Raw genomic sequence first — 23187 nt, forward strand, 5'->3', positions numbered from 1 at the left:
TATGCAGCCCAAAGTTGCCGTAGCAGCCGTAACCTTTGACCGCCACGAGGAGCTTGCCCTGCTCCTGAAGGGCCTGGCCGGGCAGACGGCGCCGATCCATTCGATCGCCCTGGTTGATTCCGGCACCGTGCCGGCCACCGACGTCGTTAACGCCGGGGGAGCGCAGAACATCAACTACCTGCGCTCCGAAGCCAACCTCGGCGGCGCGGGCGGCTTCGCCTACGCCATCCTGGCGGCCATGGCCAGCGGCGCCGAGTGGATCTGGATGATGGACGACGACGGCCATCCCGAGGATGACAGCTGCCTGGCCGAGCTGCTCCGCACGGCCGACGAGCACCAGCTGGACATCATCAGCCCCCTGGTAGCGGCCACAGCGGACCCCAACAGGCTGTCCTTCAACTTCCGCATCAACGGACTGCTCACCAACGACCGTTCACGGCTGGCGCCGATGGGCTACCTTCCGGACATGGTTCACTTCTTCAACGGTGCACTGATCCGGACCGAGGTTTTTTACCGGATCGGCATTCCCGATGTGAAGTTCTTCATCCGCGGCGACGAGGTCGACTTCCTCTCACGGGTGAAAAAGGCCGGGCTCAAGTACGGCACGCTCGCCACCGTCGCAGTGCAGCACCCCGCCACCTGGACGGAGATGAAGCCGGTGTTCGGCGGGTTCATCACCCCCGTCATTCCCGAGGGTGATTTCAAGCGCTACTGCTATTTCCGCAACCGCGGCTACCTGACCCGCAAATACCGGAACCTGCGGTGGTTCAGTGCGGACATCGTGGGCTTCCCCTATTACTTCCTGAAGACCGGGGACCTCAAAGGCCTGGCGCACTGGTTCAGGGCCTATTCCACCGGCTTCCGCGGCAAGGGCTTCGGTTCGCCCGCGGAACTGATGTCCGCCAACAGCTAGGCCGCCGTGGAGAACCTTTACGCCGTCGTCGTCACATACAACCGCGCCGACTTCCTGCGGAACCTGCTTGATTCCTTCGCCCGGCTGGACACCGCACCGGCACGGATCCTGGTGGTGGACAACGCCGGCAGCGACCATACGCCGGACGTCGTCGCCCAGGCCACCGCCGCGGGGCTGCCCATCCAGTACGAACGGCTGGACCGGAATATCGGCGGTGCAGGCGGCTTCTCGCGGGGCGTGGAACTGGCGCTGGAATCGGGGGCCGAATGGCTGTGGCTGATGGACGACGACGTCGAAGTGCTTCCCGGCGCTGTGGAAGCCCTCGAAAAGTTCACACCGGAATACTCGTGCATGATCGGCCGCCGTTACGACGCCAACGGTAAACCGTTCTTCTGGCAGCACCACTTTGTCGAGGCACTGGGCATTTTCCTGCCCGTTTCCCGCGACGTGTTCCGGCATTCGGACGTATTCCGCACCAACGTGGGAAACTTCGAAGGCATGCTCATCAACGCCTCCGTGGCCCGCAGCATCGGCCTGCCGGACCCGCGGTTCTTCATCACCTGGGACGACCTCATCTACGGCTGGCTCGCCGCGCAGGAAACCCCTGTGGTGTACGTGAACGCTTTTGTCATCAAGAAGGTCCGCGCCCAGCGGCAAGTGGACCTGGGACTGCGCCACCTCAATGATTCGTCCGACCTGAGCCGACGCTACGTGATGCGCAACCGGGGGCACGTGGCGCATTACCTGCGGGCCCACGGCAAGTTCAACCCGGCCGGTTTCGCAGTGGGTACCGCACTGACTTTCCTGAAGGAACTTGTCCGGCTGGTCCTCGTTGAGCGGACCCTCAAAGGGGCCGGTGCGCTCTGGCGCGGATGGCGTGAATCACGGACTATTCTTGCGGACGCCGGCTGGAAACCCATGCCGCCGCTGCCGGCGTATCCGGGCAGCGGAACCCGAAGCGATTAGTATCGTTCTAAGCCCCGACGCCGTCCGACAGTTTTGCGGCGGGGTATTTTGAAACAGGCGCCTGGCCGCCGTGGTAGTGGAAGTCGGTTGCATCTTTCGTTGAGTACACAATCAGAAACGCGCGCATCTGCCGCAGTACGGGACGAGAAGCCCGCCCTCTGGATCTGGATCCAGCTCTTCCTCGACTCGATGTCGTGGGTGGTGGCGATCGGCCTGGCGCTGCTGCTGCGCTACGAGATGGGCATCCGGGTTGAACAGCTCGCCGGAGCGTGCCTCATCGCAGCCATCGCCGTGGTGGCACAGATGCTGGCCGGCTACTCCCTTGCCCTGTACCGGGGCAGGTATCCCTTCGGCAGCTTCCAGGAGGCCAGGGCGCTCGTTTTCGTCACCGTCATTGTGGCCGCCACCATCACGGCCAGCCTGCTGGTGCTTTACGCGGAGATCAACATCGGCCGCAGCGTTGGCCTGATCGCCTTCCCCTTTGCCTGCCTCTTTATGTGCGCGGCCCGCTACGCCAAACGGCTTTACGTCGAGGGCAAGACCAGGCCCGGGGACGGGGCACAAAACACCCTGGTCTACGGTGCCGGCTTCCTCGGCAACTCCCTGGTGACCCGGATGCTGCAGGACCCGGATTCCCCGTACTTTCCTGTAGGCCTGGTGGACGACGACCCCGCCAAAAAGCATCTGCGGCTTTCCGGCGTCCAGGTCCAGGGCCGCGGCGACGACCTGCCGGCGATTATCCGCCGCACGCGCGCCAAAGTGCTGGTCCTTGCGTTCGCCAACGTGGAGGCCGCCGTGGTCCGCCGGATCTCGGACGCTGTTGCCGGCCTGAACGTGCGCGTACTGGTGCTGCCCCCCTTGCGGGACATGCTGGGCACAGGCGCGCCTGCCGGTTTCTCCGACTTCCGCGACGTCGCGGTGGAGGACCTGATCGGCCGGCGGCCCGTGGACATCGAGGTTGACGAAATTGCCGGATACATCACAGGCAAGCGGGTGCTGGTCACCGGAGCCGGAGGTTCCATCGGCTCGGAGCTCTGCCGGCAGATCGTGCAGTTCGACCCCGCGGAACTGATCATGCTGGACCACGATGAGACGGGCCTGCAGCAGACCCAGATTTCCATCACCGGCCACGGCCTGCTGGCAGGCCGCGACACCGTGCTGGCGAACATCCGCGACGGCGAAGCGCTGCAGGACATCTTCGAGGACCGGCAGCCGGAAGTGGTGTTCCACGCTGCCGCACTTAAGCACGCCCCGCTGCTGCAGCAGTACCCGGTGGAAGCCTGGAAAACGAACGTCTGCGGCACCCTGAACGTCCTGCGTGCCGCCCGGCGCGCCGGCGTCTCGCACTTCGTGAACATTTCCACCGACAAGGCCGCCAACCCCACCACCGCCCTTGGCCACTCCAAGCGCGTCGCCGAGAAACTGACTGCCTGGATGGCCGGCCAGACCGGCCGCAAGTACGTCTCCGTCCGCTTCGGCAACGTGATGGGCAGCCGCGGATCGATGCTGCCGCTCTTCACCGAGCAGATCCGCGTCGGCGGGCCGGTGACGGTCACCGACCCCGACGTGACGCGTTTCTTTATGACCATCCCCGAAGCCTGCCAGCTGGTGATCCAGGCAGGTGCGATCGGCACCGGGGGAGACGTGCTGATCCTGGACATGGGCGAACCGGTCCGGATCCTCGATGTGGCCCAGCGGATGATTGCGATGTCGGGTAAGGACGTGGAAATCATTTACACCGGGCTGAGGCCGGGGGAGAAGCTGCACGAGGAACTGGTGGGCACCGGCGAACTGGACAAGCGCCCGCTGCATCCGAAGATTTCACACACGAGGGCCATGGAACAGGACCCGGACAAGCTTGACCTGGACGTCTGGCTGGCCCGCTGCGAGGCGGAGCAAGGTGCCAGCATCGCCGCCATTCCCGACGACGAGGCCAACGACACCGGCGACATCCGGGTGGCGTCGTGACGCCGTTGCTCCTGGTGGCCGCCATTACGCTGGCAGCCGGCCTGCTGCTTCCCTTCGCCGTAAAGCCGCTGCTGGTCCGGATGGGCGTGGTTGATGTTCCCTCCGCCCGTTCCTCGCACGTCAAAGTGACCATCCGCGGCATGGGTGTGGCCACGGCCCTGGCCACGGCCATCGGAACCGCCGCAGCGGTGCTGCTGGGCGTCGTCACCGTGGACCGCTCCGTTTCCGCCGTCGTGCTTGCCGTCATTGCCGCCTGCGCCGCTGTGGGCTGGGTCGAGGACCTGCGCGGCATGTCCATCCGCGGCCGCGCCGCCGCCCAGCTCGGCATCGGCGCGGCCGGCTCCGCGGTGCTCATCGTCCTCACCGGACAGTCGTTCTGGTGGCTGCCCCTGGCTGCCGTGGCGGTCGCGGCCTACGTGAACATCGCCAACTTCATGGACGGCGTCAACGGCATCTCCGGCCTGCACGGGGTGACTGCCGGGGTGGCCTACGCCGTGGCCGGCATACTGTCCGAACAGCCCTGGCTGACCGCCGGCGGTACCGTGCTGGCCATGTCCTTCCTCGGTTTCCTCCCTTGGAACCTGGGCCGCGGTTCAGTCTTCCTGGGCGACGTCGGCAGCTACCTGCTGGGTGCCTCGGTAGCCGCCCTCGCCGTGGCCGGCTTCCTCAGCGGCGTCTACGTCGAGTACGTCCTCTCACCGATCCTGGTCTACGCCGCGGATACCGGCTATACGCTGCTTCGCCGGATTAAGGCGGGGGAGCGGTGGTACGCGTCGCACCGGGAACATGTCTACCAGCGGCTCACGGACGTGGGCTTCTCACACCTTCAGTCAGCCGCCACCGTCACCCTGTGCACCGCTGCCGTAATCATCCTCGGGTTCGTTGCCGCAACGGCCCAGCTTCCGATTGTTGCGCTGTGCGTCGCCGCAAGCGTGCTGGTTCTCGCTGTTTACCTGGCCAGCCCGGACCTGATCCGCCGCTACCGGCGCCCGTCAAAGGTCACGCGCCTGCCAGTGACCTGAGCGGTGTTCTATCTCGTGTAGAATTTGAGGGCAGCCAAAGCTGCCCTCCACACTGCTACTGGCCACCTGCCTTTGGTGCCGACGATTGGGATCGAATGACCTCCAACGCCGAGTCCGGACCTGCGTCCGGCAACGGAAAAGTTGGCGCATCCGGCCCCACGCCGTCCCTCTGGCTGAACCTCCTCAAACGGAGCTCGCTGGCCGCGGCGGCCGGGCTGGTCCTGTGCGCCGTTCCTGCAGCAATCCTCGAAGGACCGGGCGGAGCCCTTTCCAGTACCGCCGGCGGGTTGCTGGTGATGCTGTTCTTCGGCATCAGCCTGCTGGTGGGACACTTTGTGGGACGCGACAACCCTTCCGGGGCCATCGGCATGTTCGTAGCCACCTACTTTGTCAAAGTGGTGGGCTTCGCCGCCGTCCTGTTCGTGGTCGGTGCTCCGGCGTGGCTGCACGGCCGCTGGTTCGTCGCCGGCGCCGTGACCGCCGTCGTCCTGTGGCAGGCCGCTGAAATCCATGGTTTCAGCAAAGCCCGCCTGCAGATCTACAACGATCCAGAAACCAAGGAAACCCCCCATGCGTGATCCGAAGAAGCCAGGCAAGGCCGCCAGCGGCGGCCGCGCCTCCGGCAGCTCTGCGCCGGGTGTATCCGGGGACAACTCCGACGGCGGATACAACGCCGGAATGGCTGTCTTCAGCTACATCATTGGCGGGATCATCGTCTGGAGTTTGATAGGGTGGGGACTGGATTATCTGTGGGGAACGCGCTGGATTGTGCTCGCAGGCGCTCTGCTTGGAGCCGTCGGAGGTTTTTACCTTTCCCACATGCATGGCCTCACCAGTTCTCGCAAAAATACTGGCGAGCGTCCTGCTGCCAGCGGGCCGTCCCAGGACGGCAACAGTAATGCCAAATAATTTCACAGGGGGAACAGCAGGCCGTCAGGCTGCCGGTCCCCGCCCAACGCCCAATGATGGACACTGCAGAGAGGAAACGCGTTGATCGCGCTTGCGCTCCCGGCCCAAGATTCAGGAGAGTTCGCTCCTCCTGGAATTAACGAAATGCATTTGCCGGCAATCCTGCCGTGGGGTGCCGCAGAAGGATTCTCCAAGCAGATGCTGCTGGTCCTCCTCTCTGTCGTCATTATCGGCGCTTTCTTCGTGCTCGCCGCACGCAAGCAGCAGCTGGTTCCCGGCAAGCTCCAGTTCGCCGGCGAGGCCGCCTACGGCTTCGTCCGCAACGGAATCGCCAAGGACATCATCGGCGGCAGGGACTTCATCAAGTACGTCCCGCTGCTGTTCAGCCTGTTCTTCTTCATTCTGGTGAACAACATCTACGGCGCCATCCCGCTCATCCAGCTCCCCACGTTCTCGCACGTCGGCGGCGCATATGTGCTCGCAGGCATCGTCTACGTCACCTGGATCGCCATCGGCATCAAGAAGAACGGACTCCGTTACTTCAAGCTGGCCACCGTACCGTCCGGTGTTCCCTGGTTCATCCTTCCGATCGTGATCCCGATCGAGATCATCTCCAACTTCCTGGTCCGGCCCGTGACGCACAGCCTCCGTCTGTTCGCCACCATGCTCGCAGGACACCTCATCGTGATGATCGCCGGCTCCGGCATCGAGTACCTGGTCATGCAGGAGAACATCCTGCTCAAGGGAACCTCCGTCCTGGTCCTCGCAGGCGCCATCGCCATGTACATGCTTGAAGCCCTGATCATGGTTCTGCAGGCCTACGTCTTTACCCTGCTGACAGCGATCTACATTGAAGGCGCACTTCACGCCGACAGCCACTAAGGCACCCTAAGCTTCCCCTCGCGGGGATGAAGCAACCCAAACAACCTGCCACATGGGTGGCATCTTGAAAGGAAGAAAAATGGAAGGCAATCTCAACCTCGTAGGTTACGGTCTGTCCGCAATCGGCGGTGGTATCGGTGTTGGTCTCGTATTCGCTGCGTACATCAACGGCGTCGCCCGCCAGCCCGAAGCACAGCGTGTCCTGCAGCCGATCGCATTCCTCGGCCTTGCGCTGACCGAAGCCCTCGCCATCCTCGGCCTGGTCTTCGCCTTCGTTCTCTAGTCCTTAGAGCGAAGCGAACTTACAGAACCGAGTAGAAAAGGACGGGTGAAATATGAATCAGCTGATCATCTCAGCCGCCACTGAGGGCGAAGTCAACCCCCTGGTTCCCAATGTCTGGGAAATGGGCGTTGTCCTCGTGGGCTTTGCCATCCTCATGTTCATCGTGGTCAAGTTCGTTGTCCCGATGTTCGAAAAGACCTTCGCTGAGCGCGCCGAGGCCATCGAAGGCGGCATCGCGAAGGCTGAAAAGGCTCAGGCTGAGGCGTCTGCTGCACTCGAAGAGTACAAGCAGCAGCTGACCGACGCCCGCGCCGAAGCCAACCGCATCCGTGAGGAAGCCCGCGCTGAAGGTGCCCAGATCCTCGCGGATCTCAAGGAAAAGGCAGCTGCAGAGTCTGCCCGCATCACGGCCCAGGCCCACGCCCAGATCGAATCCGAGCGCCAGGCGGCTGTTGTGTCCCTGCGTTCGGAGGTCGGCACCCTCGCCACCACCCTCGCTGGCCGCATCGTCGGCGAATCGCTGAACGACGACGAGCGTGCAGCACGGGTAGTGGACCGCTTCCTGGCAGATCTGGAGACCCAGAACGCAGGTGCAGCTAAGTAATGGCAGGCGTATCGAGCGTTTCGCTGGCAACAGCCCTGGCCGAGTTGGAAGCCAAGCTTCCGACGGCGTCGCTGCAGCTGGCAAAGGAACTCTTCGGAATTCTGGGAATGGTGGACAGCTCGGCTGGCTTGCGCCGCGCCCTGACTGACCCGTCCCGTAACGGTGACGAAAAGTCGGCGCTGGTCAGGCAGCTGGTTGGCGGAAAAGTCTCCGCTGATGCTGCAGAGATCGCGGGCGGACTGGCCAGCTCACGCTGGGCAAACGCCCGGGATATCGGCGATGCACTCGAGACTCTTGCCGCAACGGTGGTCATTTCCGTTGCTGAAAACAAGTCGGCCGTTTCTGCCTCCGGAATCACTGGCCTGGAAGAGCTGGAGAACGACCTGTTCTCCTTCAACCAGGCTGTTGCCTCCAGCCATGAGGTACAACGTGCTCTGTCCGAACCGCAGGCCAGTGCTGCAGCCAAAGCGACGCTGGCCGAGCGGCTGGTGCCCGGTGTGAGCGAGGAAGCGAAAGTCCTCATCACACAGGCGGTCACCCAGCCCCGCGGCATCAAGCCCACCCGGCTGGTGGGACGGTTCGCCGAACTGGCGGCCAAACGGCAGCAGCGCTGGATTGCAACGGTCAGCGTGACCCGTCCCCTGACGCAGACGCAGCTGGCACGCCTCCAGGCGGGCCTGAACGCACTGTACGGGCGGGAACTGAAGGTCAACGTCAACGTTGACCCGGCACTCATTGGCGGTATCCGCGTCCAGGTCGGTGACGAAGTGCTCGACGCTTCGGTCATCACCCGCCTGAGCGAGCTGCAACGCCAGCTGGCCGGCTAGCCGGACAAGCACACCACAACTGATAGAAACCCCGGTCATCGTGGACAACGGTGATCACAAAAACAGGAGAGCAGGGACTGCAGATGGCCGAATTGACCATCAACGCCGACGACGTCCGTAATGCGCTGAACGAGTTCGCGGCGTCCTACGAACCCGGAAACGCAGAGCGCGTAGAGGTCGGCCGCGTAACCACCGCTAGTGACGGCATCGCCCGTGTTGAGGGCCTTCCCTCGGTCATGGCGAACGAGCTGCTGCGCTTCGAGGACGGCACCCTGGGCCTGGCCCAGAACCTGGACGTCCGCGAAATCGGCGTTATCATCCTCGGTGACTTCACCGGCATCGAAGAGGGCCAGGAAGTCCACCGGACGGGACAGGTTCTGTCTGTTCCCGTCGGCGATGCCTTCCTCGGCCGCGTTGTCGACCCGCTGGGCGTGCCCATCGACGACCTCGGCGAGATCAAGGCCGAGACCACCCGCGCCCTGGAGCTCCAGGCTCCCGGCGTGACCCAGCGCAAGTCGGTGCACGAGCCGATGCAGACCGGACTCAAGGCCATCGACGCCATGATTCCGATCGGCCGCGGCCAGCGCCAGCTGATCATCGGCGACCGCCAGACCGGCAAGTCCGCGATCGCGATCGACACCATCATCAACCAGAAGGCCAACTGGGCTTCTGGCGATGTGACCAAGCAGGTCCGCTGCATCTACGTGGCAATCGGCCAGAAGGCGTCAACCATTGCCGCCATCCGCCAGACCCTCGAGGACAACGGCGCGCTGGAGTACACCACCATCGTGGCGTCCCCCGCATCCGACCCCGCAGGCTTCAAGTACCTGGCACCGTACGCCGGTTCGGCCATCGGCCAGCACTGGATGTACGGCGGCAAGCACGTCCTCATCGTGTTTGATGACCTGTCCAAGCAGGCAGAGGCCTACCGCGCAGTATCCCTGCTGCTCCGCCGCCCGCCGGGACGCGAAGCCTACCCGGGCGACGTCTTCTACTTGCACTCCCGCCTGCTGGAGCGTTGTGCAAAGCTCTCCGACGAGCTGGGCGCGGGTTCCATGACCGGCCTGCCGCTGATCGAAACGAAGGCAAACGACGTTTCGGCCTACATTCCCACCAACGTGATCTCCATCACCGACGGCCAGATCTTCCTGCAGTCGGACCTCTTCAACGCCAACCAGCGTCCCGCTGTTGACGTTGGTGTGTCGGTGTCCCGCGTGGGCGGTGCCGCACAGGTGAAGTCCATGAAGAAGGTTTCCGGCACGTTGAAGCTGGACCTCGCCCAGTACCGCGACATGCAGGCCTTCGCCATGTTCGCCTCGGACCTGGACGCCGCTTCACGCCAGCAGCTCACCCGTGGTGCACGCCTGATGGAACTGCTCAAGCAGGGCCAGTACTCGCCGTTCCCGGTGGAGAACCAGGTTGTATCCATCTGGGCAGGCACCAACGGCTACCTCGACGACGTTCCGGTTGAGGACATCAGCCGCTTCGAGTCGGAGTTCCTGGAGCACCTGTCGCACAAGTCCTCCATCCTCACCACGCTGGCGCAGACCAACGTGCTGGACGATGACACCGTTGCAGCTCTGAAGTCCGCGATCGTGGATTTCAAAAAGGGCTTTTTCGGCGAGGGTGACAACCACCTGGTAGGCGCCGGCCACGAGGAGCATGACGCTATCTCCGAGGGCGACGTAGACCAGGAAAAGATCGTCAAGCAGAAGCGCTAATTCCACTGACCGGGTGTGCCGGCCCGCCAAGGTCCGGCACACCCGGTTTAGGGAATGTTAGGAAAGGATAAGTATGGGAGCCCAGATTCGGGTCTACCGCCAGAAGATCAGCTCGACCACGTCGATGCGCAAGATCTTCAAGGCGATGGAACTGATCGCTACCTCGCGCATCGGCAAGGCCCGTGCGCGCGTAGCAGCTTCACTGCCTTACGCGAACGCGATCACGCGCGCCGTTTCTGCTGTCGCCAGCCAAAGCGAAATCGACCACCCGCTGACCACTGAGCCGGAGCAGATCCGCCGTGCCGCCGTCCTGGTAATCACCTCGGACCGCGGCTTGGCCGGATCCTATTCGGCAAGCGTGCTCAAGCAGGCGGAAGGTCTCAACGAGCTGCTCCACGCTGAAGGCAAGGAAGTCAAGACGTACCTCGTCGGACGCAAGGCGCAGGCCTACTTCGAGTTCCGGAACCGCGAATACGCACGGGTCTGGACCGGGGGCACCGACGCACCGGAGTTCGCCACCGCCCGTGAAATCGGCGAGGCGCTGCTGACGGAATTCGCCACCGACTATGAAGAGGGCGGCGTGGACGAGATCCACGTGGTGTACACCCGCTTCAAGTCCATGGTTACCCAGGAGCCCACGGTCATCCGCCTGCTTCCGCTGGAAGTAGTGGAAGAGCAGGCAGCTTCTGAATCCGACCTGTTGCCGCTGTACGAGTTCGAGCCGGAAACCGAGCGTGTTCTTGACGCCCTGCTGCCGCGCTACATCGAGTCACGCATCTTCGCGGCCATGCTGCAGGCAGCAGCTTCCGAGCTTGCTGCACGCCAGCGGGCCATGAAGTCCGCGGGCGACAACGCCACGGACCTCATCAAGAAGTACACGCGTCTGCGCAACACGGCCCGCCAGGCTGAAATTACGCAGGAGCTTTCCGAGATTGTTGCCGGCGCCGACGCCCTCGCGTCCTAGCCTGCAGCAGCCGGTTCCGCTGGACCTGCACCACCACAGATAAACTTAAACCCACGCCATCTACTGAGTGAAGTGAGAGAGATGACTGCCACTGCTACCGAACACGTAGCCGCAACGTCCGGTGCCACCGGCCGCATTGCGCGCGTAATCGGCCCGGTTGTCGACGTCGAATTCCCGGCCGACGCAATCCCGTCCATCTACAACGCCCTCACCACCGAGATTACTCTCAACGGTGTAACCAAGACCATCACGTTCGAGACCTCCCAGCACCTGGGTGACAACCTCGTCCGCGCCATCTCCCTGCAGGCCACCGATGGACTCGTCCGCGGCACGTCCGTAGTGGACAGCGGTGCCCCCATCTCCGTGCCGGTCGGCGACGGCGTCAAGGGCCACATCTTCAACGTCCTGGGCCAGCCCCTGGACGTTACCGAGTCGGAACTGGAGATCAGCGAACGCTGGCCCATCCACCGCAAGGCACCGAGCTTCGCTTCGCTCGAAGGCTCCACCGAGATGCTCGAAACCGGCATCAAGGTCATCGACCTCCTCACCCCCTACATCAAGGGTGGAAAGATCGGCCTGTTCGGCGGCGCCGGCGTGGGCAAGACCGTTCTGATCCAGGAAATGATCACCCGTGTTGCCCGCAACTTCGGTGGTACCTCGGTCTTCGCCGGCGTGGGTGAGCGTACCCGCGAAGGTAACGACCTCTGGGTTGAAATGGAAGAGGCAGGCGTCCTCAAGGACACCGCCCTTGTGTTCGGCCAGATGGACGAGCCGCCGGGAACGCGTCTGCGCGTGGCCCTGTCCGCACTGACCATGGCGGAGTACTTCCGCGATGTGCAGAACCAGGACGTGCTGCTCTTCATCGACAACATCTTCCGCTTCACCCAGGCAGGTTCCGAGGTTTCCACCCTCCTCGGCCGCATGCCTTCGGCTGTGGGCTACCAGCCCAACCTGGCTGACGAGATGGGCCTCCTGCAGGAGCGCATTACGTCCACCAAGGGCCACTCCATCACCTCGATGCAGGCCATCTACGTCCCCGCAGATGACTACACCGACCCGGCGCCGGCAACCACCTTCGCACACCTCGACGCGACCACGGAACTGTCCCGTGAAATCGCCTCCCGTGGTCTGTACCCGGCTGTTGACCCGCTGACGTCGACCTCCCGCATCCTGGATCCCCAGTACATCGGCAAGGACCACTACAACACGGCTGTTCGTGTGAAGCAGATCCTGCAGAAGAACAAGGAACTCCAGGACATCATCGCCATCCTTGGTGTTGACGAACTCTCCGAAGAGGACAAGATCGTCGTGTCGCGTGCACGCCGCATCCAGCAGTTCCTCTCGCAGAACACCTACACCGCCAAGCAGTTCACCGGCGTCGAGGGCTCCACGGTTTCCATCAAGGACACCGTCGAAGGCTTCTCAGCCATCTGCGACGGCGAGCTGGACCACATCGCGGAGCAGGCGTTCTTCAACGTCGGCGGCCTCGATGACGTTGAGCGCCAGTGGGCCAAGATCCAGGAACAGACCAAGTAATATGGCTGAGCTTGAGGTTGAGATTGTCGCAGCGGACCACTTCGTGTGGTCCGGAGCGGCCAAGATGGTCAAGGCCCGCACCAGCGATGGTGAAATCGGAATCCTGCCCGGCCACTCGCCCCTGCTGGCGATCCTGGCCGAGGGTGAGCTGGCTATCCAGCCGGTGTCCGGAGACCGTATTGCGGTAGACGTCGACGGCGGATTCTTCTCCGTGGACAACAACCGCGTGGTTATTGTTGCTGACAACGCCCACCTGGGCGGCTCGGCTACCGCTGGGATCCGCTAGCACCACCTTGATGGACGCACCGAGTCTTCCGTTCATCGCCATGGCAATCACGTTTGGATTGCTGGTATTTGCACTGTGCCTTTCGGGGGTGCGCCGCTTCAACCTGCGGCGTGCCCTCGGCACAGTGGACGCCTCCATCTGCATGGCTGGAAACAGCTGGCAGGTGGGGGTTTGTCGTTATCAGGACAACGACCTTGAGTGGTTCCGTCTGTTCTCGTTGAGTGTCCGGCCGAAGCACAAGTTCAAGCGGCACTCGCTGGAGCTGCTGGGCCGCCGCAAGCCCACGGAGGCCGAGGCAGTGAAGGTCCAGCCCGACGTCGTCATCGTTGAACTCCGGTACGAGGGGCAGGACCTCCGCCTTGCCATGAAGTTCGACGCCTACGCCGGACTGTCCTCCTGGCTGGAGGCCGGGCCGGTCATCGGCGTGGGCACCTGGCGCTAGCCAACGTGGACTGGGTTTTTGACGTCCGGCTGACCGACGGCCCCGTGTACTGGGGGTCCCTGGCATTGGGCCTCGCGGGTGCGGTCTATCTGCTCGCACCTCCCGTGCCGGCAGGCAGGCGCCGCTGGCTCGTCCAGGCCATTGCCGCGGTTGCCGCGGCCTTCGCCCTGGTGGCCACAGTCCACTGGGCGCTCATCAATCTCTTCTCGGTCTTCCCGGAAAATATCCCTGACACGGTCCTGCTCTGGGTAGTGCCCGCTGTGGCCGCCCTGATCCTCCTGCTGCTCCGCCTGCCGCGAAGCACATGGCGCCGCCGCGCGGCAGGCCTGGCCGCGGTACTGCTCGTCGCCGCCCTGTCCTGCGTACAGGTCAACGCCTACTTCGGACTGAACCGCACCGTGAGCGACCTCCTGGGGACTGCCGTGGCCCGCATCCCCACGCTGGAACCGGCCCTGATGCGGCAGCAGGGCCAGCCCGACGGCGTCCCGCTCCCCGGTTGGGCACCTCAGGGTGAGCTTCCGGCCGGGGGAGCCCTGCGCAAGGCTGCCATTCCCGGCACCGCGTCCGGCATGACTACCCGGGACGCGTACATCTACCTGCCGCCCGCGTACTTCGCCAAAAACCGTCCTGCCCTTCCGGTGCTGGTCCTGGTGGCAGGCCAGCCGGGCGGGCCGCCTGACTGGCTGACCGGAGGCGCCTTGGACGGGCACATGGACTCCTTCGCCGCGGCCCACGGGGGGCTGGCACCGGTGGTGGTCATTCCCGATCCAAACGGTTCGCAGTCCGCCAACACCATGTGCATGGACAGCCGGATTGCGCAGGCCGATACTTTTATGTCCCGGGACGTGCCGGCCTGGATCGGCGCCACCCTTGCCGTGGACACCAACCACCGCCAATGGGCCATCGGCGGATTTTCCTTCGGCGGCACCTGCGCGCTTCAAATGGGAACCAGGCACCCCGATCTTTTTCCCGCCGTCCTCTCGTTCTCCGGCGAAGCAGAGCCGGCCCTTGCCAAGGAACGGCAAAAGACTATTGATGCCGCCTTCCCGGGCGAGCCGGAGAAATTCGACCGGCAGACACCCCTGGCCATTATGAAAGAGCGGCGCTTTGAGTCCAGCGGCGTGTACTTGACTGCCGGTCAGGATGATCCGGAATTCGTCGCCTACCTCAACACGCTGGCTGCTGCTGCCCGCGGCGCCGGGTTCGACGTGCGCGCCTACGAGGTGGAACATACCGGCCACTCCTGGGACACGTCTTCCAAGCGGATCGCAGATGCCCTGCAGTTCCTTTCCGACAGGTGGGGACTGGGCCAGTGACTTCCGGACAGCAGATCCGCACAGTCTCCCTGGCCTGGACAACAGTGGTGCGCCCGGCACGGGACCGGATCATCGCCGGACTAAAATCGATGCCGTTCTCCGTGGCAGTCCTCGCGGTGTTCCTGGCCGCCGGCGCCGTCACCGGCAGCTACCTGGCTGGGCCGCCCGAGCAGTTGCTGGACGGGGCCGGAGTCAGCGGTCCGGGCCTGCGGGCCGGCAACTGGTGGTCCCTCTTCACCAGCCTGTTCTTCGCCACCAATCCTCTGGCTTACATCTCGGCATCGCTGATGATCCTGCTGCTGCTGGGCCTGGCGGAGCGAAGGCTGGGAACCCCGGCCGCGGTGGCGCTTTTCCTCGGCGGCCAGTTCGGGGCCGTCACACTCTTCCTGCTGGTCACCCAGGTTGCCGGCTATGCCGGTGACGGATGGCTCGACCGGATGGCCGACGACATCCTGATCGGACCCTACCCGGCAGTCCTGGCGGCAGGCCTGGCCGCCACCGGCCGGCTGCCGGTCCTGTGGCAGCGCCGGCTCCGGACCGGCGTGCTCTCCATCTCCCTCCTCCTGGTCCTCTACATCGGGCATGCCGAAACGGTGATCGGCTTGATTGGCGCGGTGCTGGGACTCCTGGTGGGCTGGTGGATCCAGGGTGACCACGGCCAGCTGCACCGGCACCGTTCCACCGGCCGCGAAGCCAGGAACCTCCTGGCCCTCACGGTGGCCGTCTTTGCGGTGGGCCCGATCCTCACGGGCATCGCCCGGGCTCCCACCGGTCCGCTGGCGCTCCTGCGGGACGTGGTGCTCAATCCCATGCCCACGCTGAGCCAGCTGGCCTTCAACTGCGGCACCACGGTGGAGGCATCCTGCCTGGAAGCCGGACGGGCAGGATTTGCCGGCCCCTTCGGCCTCGCCCTTGCAGTGGTCCCGGTGGTGCTGCTGCTGATCTGCGCCGACGGGATGCGCCGCGGCCGGCGCCTTGCCTTGAACATCGCCATCGCCATCCAGCTCGCGGTGACCGCCCTGGCTGCCGTTTACCTGGCCCTTTTCGCACTGGTTCCGTCCAGGTCGCAAGGAACTTCCGCCCCGCCCATGGGCTCGGCCTTTGCCCACGTGCTTCCCCTGGTGTGCGTACCCCTGCTGCTGGCGGTTCTCCTCTGGCTGAACCGGCGGCAGTTCCGCGTCCAGACGCTTCCGGCCGCCCGCCGCCTGCTGGCACTCGTGGTGGGAGGTTCCTGGCTTGTCCTGGCTGCTGCCTACGCCACGGCCTGGTTGTGGGCGGGGGGACTGCTGCGCGACGGCGGCCTGCTGGGACTTTTCGCCGAACTTGCCCGGCAGTACGTGCCGGTACCTATTCCGCAGCACTACCACCGTGTGTTTGCCGAGCGGAACAGTGTGGAAGCCGTCCTCTTCGCCTACTCAGGCCCAGTGTTCTGGGTGATTGCCCTGGCGGCCGTCTGGTGGGTGCTGCTGGGCGGGCACCATGGCAGCGATTCCGGACGGCAGGACAGGATCAAGGCGCGGAACCTGCTTCACCAGGGCGGCGGACCGCTGTCCTGGATGGCGTTATGGGAACCCAACAGCTACTGGTTCAGCCCTGACGGCCGCGGCGCTGTGGCTTTCCAGCGGCACGGCAGTGTGGCACTGACGCTGGGCGGTGCCTTCGGGCCGGCTGATGCGCAAGGGCAGGTGACCGAAGGGTTCCTGGCGTACTGCGGCCGGCAGGCCCTGATCCCCGCGCTCTACTCCTGCGACGATACGCTGTGGCCCATGCTCCGGGACCGGGGGTTCTCCCGCGTTGCCGTGGCCCAGGAGACGCGACTGGCCATCCGGGAACTCGAGTTCAAGGGTAAAGAGTGGCAGAACGTGCGGACTGCCCTGAACCGGGCCGCAAAGCTGGGGGTTGAAGCAGTCTGGGGAACCTACGGATCACTGCCGGCGGCGCTGCGTTCAAAGCTGAGCGAGGTGTCCGAGGAGTGGGCAGCAGGCAAAACTGTTCCCGAGATGGGTTTCACGCTGGGCGGGATCGACGAGCTCGACGACCCGGAGGTGCTGTGCTGCCTCGCCGTGGACGGCAACGGCACAGTCCACGGGGTGACGAGCTGGCTGCCGGTTTACGACGGCGGCCGGCTGGTCAGCAGGACGCTGGACGTGATGCGGCGCGGCGCCGACGGCTTTCCCGGCGTCATGGAATTCCTGATTGCCTCCGCGGTCCTTGAACTGCGCGATTCGGTCGAGGTCATCTCCCTTTCCGGGTCTCCGCTGGCGAGCCTTCCCGGCGCCGGGACCGAAGCAGGGCCGGACGGCGGGGACCGGGCGGACAACCTGGTCCGGATCCTTGACCTGGTGGGGCATGCCCTGGAACCGGTCTACGGGTTCCGTTCGCTGGCCGCCTTCAAGTCACGGTTCAAACCGGAGTACCGGGCCCTGTACCTCTATTACCAGGACCCGCTGTACCTGCCGGCGATTGGCCGGGCATTGACAAGGGCCTACCTGCCAGGACTTTCGCTTCCGCAGGGCGCCCGCCTGGTCCGCAAATTGGTGAACTGAACCCGGCGGACAGCCAACGGGCTGCCGGCCCCACAATATCCGGCAAAAGCCGTTGGGCGGGTTAGTAGCCATATCCATAACCGGCAGCGCAGGATCTCCTGGTAATTGCACTTGATTGTCTATAACCGTTAACAACAATGGTCCCCGGCATTGTTGCCGGGGACCATTGTTTCGCTGATGGCCGCATTAAGCGGCCGTCAGGCGGGGACTAAACCAGCGTGACGCCGGTAGCCTGGGGGCCCTTGGCGCCCTGGCCGATCTCGAACTGAACGCGCTGGTTCTCGTCGAGGGTCTTGAAGCCGCCGGTCTGGATCTCGGAGTAGTGAACGAAGACATCACCATCGGAGTCATCCGGGGTAATGAAGCCGAAGCCCTTTTCAGCGTTGAACCACTTGACGGTTCCCTGTGCCATTTATTTCTCCTCATTGTGGAACTTTAAGATCGGCACACCTCGTGCCGGCCTTGGTTACTCCGCGAGAAGAATCCTGGATTGCCCGTCCGGAAAGGGACCGGCGCTGCAGGAGCTTCGCGCTCGCAACATGTCTTGCGAGCATGAAAAACACCTACACAAAGACTGAGATAAGAATTTCACGCCGGTCCGCGGAGGTCAACGGTTTGGGCGGCTAAACGCATAAATTTTAGGTAAAAGGCCGGTTAAATGTCCTTGTTGGAACGAATTCCGCGCCGCCGGAAGGGCAGCCTGCTGATTATCTGCGGCCGGCGAAAGGCAGCGTCAGAAAAGCCGGGACTCGACGTCGTCCACGCCGCGCATTGCGTCGTAGTCAAGGGTTACGCAGTCAATGCCGCGGTCGTTTGCCAGGACCTTCGCCTGGGGCTTGATCTGCTGGGCGGCGAAAATCCCGCGGACCGGCGCCAGCAGGGGATCGCGGTTCAGCAGTTCCAGGTACCGGGTGAGCTGCTCCACGCCGTCGATGTCGCCGCGCCGTTTGAGTTCCACGGCCACTGTTGCCCCGTCCGCATCCCTGGCCAGGATGTCCACAGGTCCGATGGCCGTGAAGTACTCGCGGCGGATCAGCGAATAGCCTTCGCCCAGCGTTTCTATCTGTTCGGCCAGGAGCCGCTGCAGGTCCGCCTCTACACCGTCTTTGATGAGGCCGGGGTCGACGCCGAGGTCGTGGGAGGAGTCGCTGAGCTTTTCATGGATATTGATGATCAGGCGGTCGTCCGTTTTGGCTGACTGCACGGTCCACTGCTCAACTACCCCCATTTCGAGGTCCACGTCCTCGGGGGACGAGACGCGCAGCGTTGCCGGCGGGCTCATCCAGTTCAGCGGCTTGTAGGAGCCGCCGTCCGAATGAACCAGGACGGAGCCGTCGGCCTTGACCAGCAGGAGCCTGGTGGCAAGGGGAAGATGGGCTTTGAGCCGGCCAACGTAATCAACAGAGCATCGGGCTATGACAAGTCGCACGCCGTACAGACTACCGTCTGGAGCGGCCGGTCCCTGCCCCGGCGGGTCCTGCGGACAGGGCTCTGCCACGGCCGCAGGACCTGTCCGGAAGCAGGCAAAGGAAGCTGGCCATGCCGGGGCTGGGGCAGAATGGAGGCATGCCGCGTTCCAACCGACCCCGCCGTCCAGTGTCCGGAAAAGCCGGTACGGGTTCCGGCCGGGCAGCCGGAAGAAAAGGGAGCGGTGAGGTACCCGAGCTGGACCTGGAGCGCGCGCGTGCAGGCATCGCCCGCCGGGAAAGCGCCCCCGACGGCGAATGGATGGTCCGCACCATGACCGCCAAAAATGCGGAAAAAACCTACATCTGCCCGGAGTGCTCCACAGCCGTGCTGCCCGGAGTCGCCCACCTGGTGGTGTGGAAGGATGACCACCTGTTCGGCGCGGCAGCGGGCCTGGCCGAACGGCGGCACTGGCACACCAACTGCTGGAAGACCCGCAGTTACCGGTACCGGTAACGGGCAGGCGGGCCGCTGTCGCTAAGCTGGCAGGCATGACTTTTGATCCGGCGTCGTACGAATTCAGCCAGCCCACCGGCCCCACTCCCATCCGTGCCTCCACTGTCCTGCCGGCCAGGCGGGAAAACGTGGAGTTGAAGACGGCGGACGGACATATCCTGGTGGGCGAACTGGCGCTGCCGGAGTCCGGACCGGTCAACGCCACCCTGATTACGCTCCATCCGCTGCCCACCCATGGCGGCTTTATGGATTCCCATGTCTACCGCAAGGCCTCCTACCGGCTGCCGGCCCTGGCAGGAATCGCGGTGCTGCGGTTCAACACCCGCGGCACTGAATCCCCCCGCGGCACCAGCACGGGGTCCTTTGAGGAGGGCATCGGGGAGCAGCATGATGTGGAGGCAGCCGTCCGCTTCGCCGTCGAACGCGGCCTGCCCAACCGGTGGCTGGTGGGCTGGTCCTTCGGCACCGAGCTTGCCCTGATGTACGGGGCCGGTGAACCGGTGACGTCAGAAATCGAGGGCGCCATCCTGCTTTCGCCCCCGCTGCACCGGGCCAAGGACGCCCACCTGCAGCAGTGGGCGCAGTCCGGCAAGCCGCTCACGGTGCTGGTGCCCGAGCACGATGACTACCTGCAGCCGGACGCCGCATCGGAGCGCTTCAGCCTGGTGCCCCAGGCGCACGTGGTGGGCGTCAAGGGTGCCAAGCACCTGTGGGTGGGGGAGAAGTACGCCGCACGGGTGCTGAACGAGATCGTGCATGAGGTCACCGGCGCAGGCTCCGCGGGAAACAGCCTTCCGCAGGAATGGGACGGACCGGTGGCCAGCGCGCCGGCCTAATCGTTGAAAGAGGGGCCGGTGAGTTAAGGGTTCCGGCCCCTTAGTGCTTGTCCTGCCGCACGATATAGATTTCCTTGATCAGCAGCAGGATGGCCGCCGCGGTGGGAATGGCGATCAGGGCGCCGAGGACACCCAGCAGGCTGCCGCCCGCGATGACTGAGATGACGGCCACTGCGCCGGGCACGGCCACGGCCTTCTGCATAATGCGCGGCGAGATGAAGTACGCCTCGAACTGCAGGTAGGCGAAGTAGCAGATGCCGTAGACCGTGGCGGTCTGCCAGCCCACAGTGAGGGCAATAAGCACCACCACCACGCCGGCGATCATGGCCCCCACCAGCGGGATAAAGGCGAGCAGCGCCACCACAAACGCCAGCAGCAGGGCGAACGGAACCCCCACGATGGACATCACGATAAAGGCGAACGTGGCATTCAGGATCGCAACGCAGGCCTGTCCGATGACGTAGTTGCCCACCGACTTGGTGATTTCCTCGGACAGTGCCTCCACACGGTGGCGGCGCGAGCGCGGCGCAAGCCGGTAGCCCCACTTCTTCATCGCGGGCAGCGCCGCCAGGAAGTAGAGGCTGAGCACCAGGACGATCAGGGCGCCGAACAAACCGTTGGCCACCGTGGAACCGAATCCCACCACTCCACCGGCAATCCCGCCCATGGCTTCGGGATCGTTGACGAATTTGTTGACCTCTTCGGCGATGCGGTCGCGGACCCCGAACTGGTCATCGAGGGTGCGGAACAGGTCCGAGTTCATAAAATCGCGGACCCAGACCGGAGCCTGCTCCACGATCTCGGTGACCTGTTCCACGATGGTGGGGATCAGGGTGGCAAAAAAGCCGACGACGGCAGCCACCAGCACGCTGACGGACACCAGGATGCCGGCCGGCCGCGGAATCCTGCGGCTCTCCAGCCACCCCACCACCGGTTCAAGGCCGAGGGCGATGAAAAGCGCGGCGACAATCCACAGCAGCAGCTGCGTGGTGTGGGACCCGATCCAGTACACCAGCAGTGCCACCCCCACGCCCACGGTGCCCATAAAGCCCATGTAGAGCGGATGCTGCGGGGACATCCGGGGGCCGGGATCACCGAACTGCGGCCGGCTGACGCCGTCGGGATCCTCGACAAATTCCTCGTGCTGGGAGTACTCCGGCGGCATCTCGAAGCGGAGCCGCGGCTGGGCCCCGGGCAGCGGCTGGCGAAGGCGGCGGACCACCAGCCCGAGAGCAGCCGCGGCCCCCCTCCGGCGCGCCGGCACAGGGTCCTGGCCCGGCTTCGCCGTGGGGTCTGCGCCCTCCGGATTCTCGTGTGCCGCGGAGGACTCGTCCGTCTTGTCAGTCACTGGGATGTGGGGCCTGTTCGGTGCATGGCGCCGCTGCTGCGGGCCGGTGTGATGATCATCGCAAACACTATCAGCAGCCTTGTCAATACCCGCGGAAGGGCCTTGTCCGGGAGCCTGCGCAGGCTCCATTACGGTGTCTGATCAGGGGCCGTGGTAACAAAACGGTTACTATTGAAGCTAAACCCCCGCTGATGATAGGTGTTCCCTTGCGTTTAAAGACTGCAGTCGCACTTGTGCTGCTCGGCCTCCTGACACTGCTGGCCGGCATCGGCCAGAGAACCATCTGGGCCCCTTCCGAGACCTTTACGGCCGCTGCGCCCGCTGACGGGCAGGCAGCGCCGTTGACCGTCATTGACCAGAGCCTGCGCACGCTGCATGGCGGAACGGTCAAGATCAACATCGAGGGTGACGGCAACTTCCTCCTCGCTGCCGGCCGTCCCGACGACGTGGACGCCTGGGTGGGGCAAACAGCGCACAACACCGTCACGGGGGTTTCTGAGGACGGAAAGTCCCTGCAGGTGGAACACGCCGACGGCGAGGCCACTGCGCCGAGCCCGGCCGGCTCGGATCTTTGGGTGTCCACCGAGAACGCCAGCGGCGAGCTGGAATACTCCTGGACGCCGCCCGCTGGCGGCGACTGGACGCTGCTGCTGGCCTCCGACGGAACCCAGCCCGCGCCCTCCTCGGTCTCGATGACGTTCCCGAACGATACCTCCACGCCGTGGGCGGTGCCGCTGATGGTGCTTGGTTCGCTCCTGATCCTGGGCGGCATCGTCCTGGCCCTGCTCTCTGCCCGCAAGCGCGACGGTGAAGGGGACGGCAAGGGCAGTGGTTTTGCCCAGCGTGCCCGTGCCCGGTCCGAGGCCCGTTCGTCCTCCCGCCTGGGCATGGTGGCCGCCGGAGCGGTAACCGTGGCCGTGGTTGCCGGGGCCGGCACGGCGGCGCAGGCAGCCTCGCCCGCGCCGTCCCCGGATCCGGCATCCTCGCCGGCCGCTGCCCAGGAGCAGTCCGGCTCGCCGGTGCTGCTGGACGCACAGTTCCGCCGCATCCTGGAGCAGGTCTCCGCCGCAGCGGATGCCGGTGACGCAGCAAAGGACGCCGCGAAGCTGGCCGAGCGCGTGGGCGGGACCGAGCTTGAAGTCCGCACACAGAACTACAAGATCCGCTCCCAGGTGGGCTCCTACGAGGCACGCATGCCCGTGCGCTCCACCAAGCTCCTCACCACGGTGGTCACCAAGGACCGCGAGTGGCCCCGGTCCGTCCTGGCCGTCACCCAGGGGGACGGCAACGTGGTGCCGCAGCTGCTGACGCTTGTCCAGGCGTCGCCGCGCGAGAACTACAAGCTGGTGGAAACCAATCCGTTGCAGCCGGGCACCACCTTCCCCACGATTAACCGGGACGGGACCGAAACGTTGGCTCCGGCCGACAAGACCGGGCTCCTCTACAGCGGTGAAGAAGCCATGTCAGGCCTGGCCGACCGGCTCACCAGCGCGGATTCCGCCTTCAAGGACAGGCTGGTGGAGGGCGAGTCCTCGCCGTACATCGCTGACACGCTGTCCTACCAGTCCGAGGTGGTCAAGGCCGGCGAGAACGGAAACTTCTCGTTCACCCACAAGGTGGTTCCGGAAAGCACAGTGGTGTTCCGTACGGCCGACGGCGGCGCGCTGGTCCTGGGCCGGATCAACTTCGGCTTCGAGGGAACCCCCAAGGCCGCCGGTGACAAGCTCACCATCGGTGACGACGCCGCGGCCTTGGCCGGCGGCAAGGAAACCACCACCGGGATGGTCCTGAGCTTCGCCGAATCGATGGCCGTTTACGTTCCGCCGGCCGGCTCCAGCGACCCCATGAAGCTTGTGGCCGCTACCCGCGGCCTGGTGGGGGCCAGCTTCAAGTAG

Annotated in this window: 23 protein-coding genes; 20 read left to right on the top strand and 3 right to left on the bottom strand. The window is 64.7% G+C overall.

Features of this window, described 5'->3' with window-relative positions:
- Nucleotide 1 precedes the first annotated feature (1 nt).
- The 17 genes from ARTSIC4J27_RS07655 to ARTSIC4J27_RS07735 all read left to right on the top strand — a co-directional run bounded on the left by ARTSIC4J27_RS07655 (nucleotide 2) and on the right by ARTSIC4J27_RS07735 (nucleotide 17185).
- Nucleotides 2-913, top strand: coding sequence for a glycosyltransferase (locus ARTSIC4J27_RS07655; RefSeq protein ID WP_050054623.1), 912 nt, complete (start codon nucleotides 2-4; stop codon nucleotides 911-913).
- 6 nt (nucleotides 914-919) lie between these two features.
- The gene (locus ARTSIC4J27_RS07660; RefSeq protein WP_050054624.1) at nucleotides 920-1879 is read left to right on the top strand and encodes a glycosyltransferase; all 960 of its coding nucleotides are present in this window, start codon (nucleotides 920-922) and stop codon (nucleotides 1877-1879) included.
- Nucleotides 1880-1978: 99 nt separating this feature from the next.
- Nucleotides 1979-3847, top strand: coding sequence for a polysaccharide biosynthesis protein (locus ARTSIC4J27_RS07665; protein WP_050054625.1), 1869 nt, complete (start codon nucleotides 1979-1981; stop codon nucleotides 3845-3847).
- A complete protein-coding gene (locus ARTSIC4J27_RS07670) occupies nucleotides 3844-4869 on the top strand; it encodes an MraY family glycosyltransferase (protein WP_050054626.1) in 1026 nt (341 codons plus the stop codon). Before ARTSIC4J27_RS07665 ends, ARTSIC4J27_RS07670 begins: the two co-directional genes overlap by 4 nt.
- A gap of 95 nt (nucleotides 4870-4964) precedes the next feature.
- A complete protein-coding gene (locus tag ARTSIC4J27_RS07675; protein ID WP_050054627.1) occupies nucleotides 4965-5447 on the top strand; it encodes a hypothetical protein in 483 nt (160 codons plus the stop codon).
- The gene (locus ARTSIC4J27_RS07680; RefSeq protein ID WP_050054628.1) at nucleotides 5440-5778 is read left to right on the top strand and encodes an AtpZ/AtpI family protein; all 339 of its coding nucleotides are present in this window, start codon (nucleotides 5440-5442) and stop codon (nucleotides 5776-5778) included. Before ARTSIC4J27_RS07675 ends, ARTSIC4J27_RS07680 begins: the two co-directional genes overlap by 8 nt.
- 81 nt (nucleotides 5779-5859) lie before the next feature.
- Nucleotides 5860-6660: a F0F1 ATP synthase subunit A gene (gene atpB / locus ARTSIC4J27_RS07685; protein ID WP_050054629.1), complete on the top strand. Its 801-nt coding sequence runs from the start codon at nucleotides 5860-5862 to the stop codon at nucleotides 6658-6660.
- Between the two features lie 79 nt (nucleotides 6661-6739).
- A complete protein-coding gene (gene atpE / locus ARTSIC4J27_RS07690; RefSeq protein ID WP_009356484.1) occupies nucleotides 6740-6943 on the top strand; it encodes an ATP synthase F0 subunit C in 204 nt (67 codons plus the stop codon).
- 52 nt (nucleotides 6944-6995) lie between these two features.
- The gene (locus ARTSIC4J27_RS07695) at nucleotides 6996-7547 is read left to right on the top strand and encodes a F0F1 ATP synthase subunit B (RefSeq protein ID WP_050054630.1); all 552 of its coding nucleotides are present in this window, start codon (nucleotides 6996-6998) and stop codon (nucleotides 7545-7547) included.
- The gene (locus ARTSIC4J27_RS07700) at nucleotides 7547-8374 is read left to right on the top strand and encodes a F0F1 ATP synthase subunit delta (RefSeq protein ID WP_050054631.1); all 828 of its coding nucleotides are present in this window, start codon (nucleotides 7547-7549) and stop codon (nucleotides 8372-8374) included. The genes ARTSIC4J27_RS07695 and ARTSIC4J27_RS07700 overlap by 1 nt, the downstream gene beginning before the upstream one ends.
- Nucleotides 8375-8457: 83 nt before the next feature.
- Nucleotides 8458-10095, top strand: coding sequence for a F0F1 ATP synthase subunit alpha (gene atpA / locus ARTSIC4J27_RS07705; protein ID WP_050054632.1), 1638 nt, complete (start codon nucleotides 8458-8460; stop codon nucleotides 10093-10095).
- Nucleotides 10096-10168: 73 nt separating this feature from the next.
- Nucleotides 10169-11059: a F0F1 ATP synthase subunit gamma gene (locus ARTSIC4J27_RS07710; protein ID WP_050054633.1), complete on the top strand. Its 891-nt coding sequence runs from the start codon at nucleotides 10169-10171 to the stop codon at nucleotides 11057-11059.
- Nucleotides 11060-11140: 81 nt separating this feature from the next.
- Nucleotides 11141-12595 carry a F0F1 ATP synthase subunit beta gene (gene atpD / locus ARTSIC4J27_RS07715; protein ID WP_050054634.1) on the top strand — a complete coding sequence of 485 codons (1455 nt, stop codon included), beginning with the start codon at nucleotides 11141-11143 and terminating at the stop codon, nucleotides 12593-12595.
- Nucleotide 12596: 1 nt separating this feature from the next.
- Nucleotides 12597-12881, top strand: coding sequence for a F0F1 ATP synthase subunit epsilon (locus ARTSIC4J27_RS07720; protein ID WP_013601509.1), 285 nt, complete (start codon nucleotides 12597-12599; stop codon nucleotides 12879-12881).
- A gap of 10 nt (nucleotides 12882-12891) precedes the next feature.
- Nucleotides 12892-13323, top strand: coding sequence for a DUF2550 domain-containing protein (locus tag ARTSIC4J27_RS07725; RefSeq protein ID WP_050054635.1), 432 nt, complete (start codon nucleotides 12892-12894; stop codon nucleotides 13321-13323).
- A gap of 5 nt (nucleotides 13324-13328) precedes the next feature.
- Complete coding sequence (locus ARTSIC4J27_RS07730; RefSeq protein WP_050054636.1) at nucleotides 13329-14639, top strand: alpha/beta hydrolase; 1311 nt, start codon at nucleotides 13329-13331, stop codon at nucleotides 14637-14639.
- Nucleotides 14636-17185: a bifunctional lysylphosphatidylglycerol flippase/synthetase MprF gene (locus ARTSIC4J27_RS07735; RefSeq protein WP_235436598.1), complete on the top strand. Its 2550-nt coding sequence runs from the start codon at nucleotides 14636-14638 to the stop codon at nucleotides 17183-17185. The genes ARTSIC4J27_RS07730 and ARTSIC4J27_RS07735 overlap by 4 nt, the downstream gene beginning before the upstream one ends.
- Before the next feature lie 208 nt (nucleotides 17186-17393).
- Here ARTSIC4J27_RS07735 and ARTSIC4J27_RS07740 read toward each other — a convergent pair whose 3' ends face one another.
- Together ARTSIC4J27_RS07740 and nucS are read right to left on the bottom strand one after the other, a co-directional pair.
- Nucleotides 17394-17597 (bottom strand): cold-shock protein, encoded by a 204-nt coding sequence (locus tag ARTSIC4J27_RS07740; protein ID WP_011692441.1) that lies wholly within the window; start codon nucleotides 17595-17597, stop codon nucleotides 17394-17396.
- A 321-nt stretch (nucleotides 17598-17918) separates the two neighbouring features.
- Nucleotides 17919-18614 (bottom strand): endonuclease NucS, encoded by a 696-nt coding sequence (nucS, locus tag ARTSIC4J27_RS07745; protein ID WP_050054638.1) that lies wholly within the window; start codon nucleotides 18612-18614, stop codon nucleotides 17919-17921.
- 137 nt (nucleotides 18615-18751) lie between these two features.
- Between nucS and ARTSIC4J27_RS07750 the strand changes: the two genes are divergently transcribed.
- A complete protein-coding gene (locus tag ARTSIC4J27_RS07750) occupies nucleotides 18752-19108 on the top strand; it encodes a hypothetical protein (RefSeq protein ID WP_050054725.1) in 357 nt (118 codons plus the stop codon).
- Nucleotides 19109-19143: 35 nt separating this feature from the next.
- On the top strand, nucleotides 19144-19944 hold the full coding sequence (locus tag ARTSIC4J27_RS07755; protein ID WP_050054639.1) for an alpha/beta hydrolase: 801 nt from the start codon (nucleotides 19144-19146) through the stop codon (nucleotides 19942-19944).
- Nucleotides 19945-19984: 40 nt separating this feature from the next.
- On the opposite strand, the gene ARTSIC4J27_RS07760 is transcribed toward ARTSIC4J27_RS07755, so the two are convergent.
- Nucleotides 19985-21292, bottom strand: coding sequence for an AI-2E family transporter (locus ARTSIC4J27_RS07760; protein WP_050054640.1), 1308 nt, complete (start codon nucleotides 21290-21292; stop codon nucleotides 19985-19987).
- A gap of 191 nt (nucleotides 21293-21483) precedes the next feature.
- Between ARTSIC4J27_RS07760 and ARTSIC4J27_RS07765 the strand changes: the two genes are divergently transcribed.
- Nucleotides 21484-23187: a hypothetical protein gene (locus ARTSIC4J27_RS07765; RefSeq protein WP_050054641.1), complete on the top strand. Its 1704-nt coding sequence runs from the start codon at nucleotides 21484-21486 to the stop codon at nucleotides 23185-23187.

This window comes from Pseudarthrobacter siccitolerans, assembly GCF_001046895.1.
Lineage (GTDB): Bacteria > Actinomycetota > Actinomycetes > Actinomycetales > Micrococcaceae > Arthrobacter > Arthrobacter siccitolerans.

What these genes read in the sequence shown, in the direction of transcription:
- ARTSIC4J27_RS07655 (WP_050054623.1), top strand. Translation starts at nt 2, where the DNA reads ATGCAGCCCAAAGTTGCCGTAGCAGCCGTAACCTTTGACCGCCACGAG.
- ARTSIC4J27_RS07675 (WP_050054627.1), top strand. Translation starts at nt 4,965, where the DNA reads ATGACCTCCAACGCCGAGTCCGGACCTGCGTCCGGCAACGGAAAAGTT.
- ARTSIC4J27_RS07680 (WP_050054628.1), top strand. Translation starts at nt 5,440, where the DNA reads ATGCGTGATCCGAAGAAGCCAGGCAAGGCCGCCAGCGGCGGCCGCGCC.
- atpE (WP_009356484.1), top strand. Translation starts at nt 6,740, where the DNA reads ATGGAAGGCAATCTCAACCTCGTAGGTTACGGTCTGTCCGCAATCGGC.
- ARTSIC4J27_RS07695 (WP_050054630.1), top strand. Translation starts at nt 6,996, where the DNA reads ATGAATCAGCTGATCATCTCAGCCGCCACTGAGGGCGAAGTCAACCCC.
- ARTSIC4J27_RS07700 (WP_050054631.1), top strand. Translation starts at nt 7,547, where the DNA reads ATGGCAGGCGTATCGAGCGTTTCGCTGGCAACAGCCCTGGCCGAGTTG.
- atpA (WP_050054632.1), top strand. Translation starts at nt 8,458, where the DNA reads ATGGCCGAATTGACCATCAACGCCGACGACGTCCGTAATGCGCTGAAC.
- ARTSIC4J27_RS07710 (WP_050054633.1), top strand. Translation starts at nt 10,169, where the DNA reads ATGGGAGCCCAGATTCGGGTCTACCGCCAGAAGATCAGCTCGACCACG.
- atpD (WP_050054634.1), top strand. Translation starts at nt 11,141, where the DNA reads ATGACTGCCACTGCTACCGAACACGTAGCCGCAACGTCCGGTGCCACC.
- ARTSIC4J27_RS07720 (WP_013601509.1), top strand. Translation starts at nt 12,597, where the DNA reads ATGGCTGAGCTTGAGGTTGAGATTGTCGCAGCGGACCACTTCGTGTGG.
- ARTSIC4J27_RS07725 (WP_050054635.1), top strand. Translation starts at nt 12,892, where the DNA reads ATGGACGCACCGAGTCTTCCGTTCATCGCCATGGCAATCACGTTTGGA.
- ARTSIC4J27_RS07740 (WP_011692441.1), bottom strand. Translation starts at nt 17,597, where the DNA reads ATGGCACAGGGAACCGTCAAGTGGTTCAACGCTGAAAAGGGCTTCGGC.
- ARTSIC4J27_RS07750 (WP_050054725.1), top strand. Translation starts at nt 18,752, where the DNA reads ATGCCGCGTTCCAACCGACCCCGCCGTCCAGTGTCCGGAAAAGCCGGT.
- ARTSIC4J27_RS07755 (WP_050054639.1), top strand. Translation starts at nt 19,144, where the DNA reads ATGACTTTTGATCCGGCGTCGTACGAATTCAGCCAGCCCACCGGCCCC.
- ARTSIC4J27_RS07765 (WP_050054641.1), top strand. Translation starts at nt 21,484, where the DNA reads ATGATAGGTGTTCCCTTGCGTTTAAAGACTGCAGTCGCACTTGTGCTG.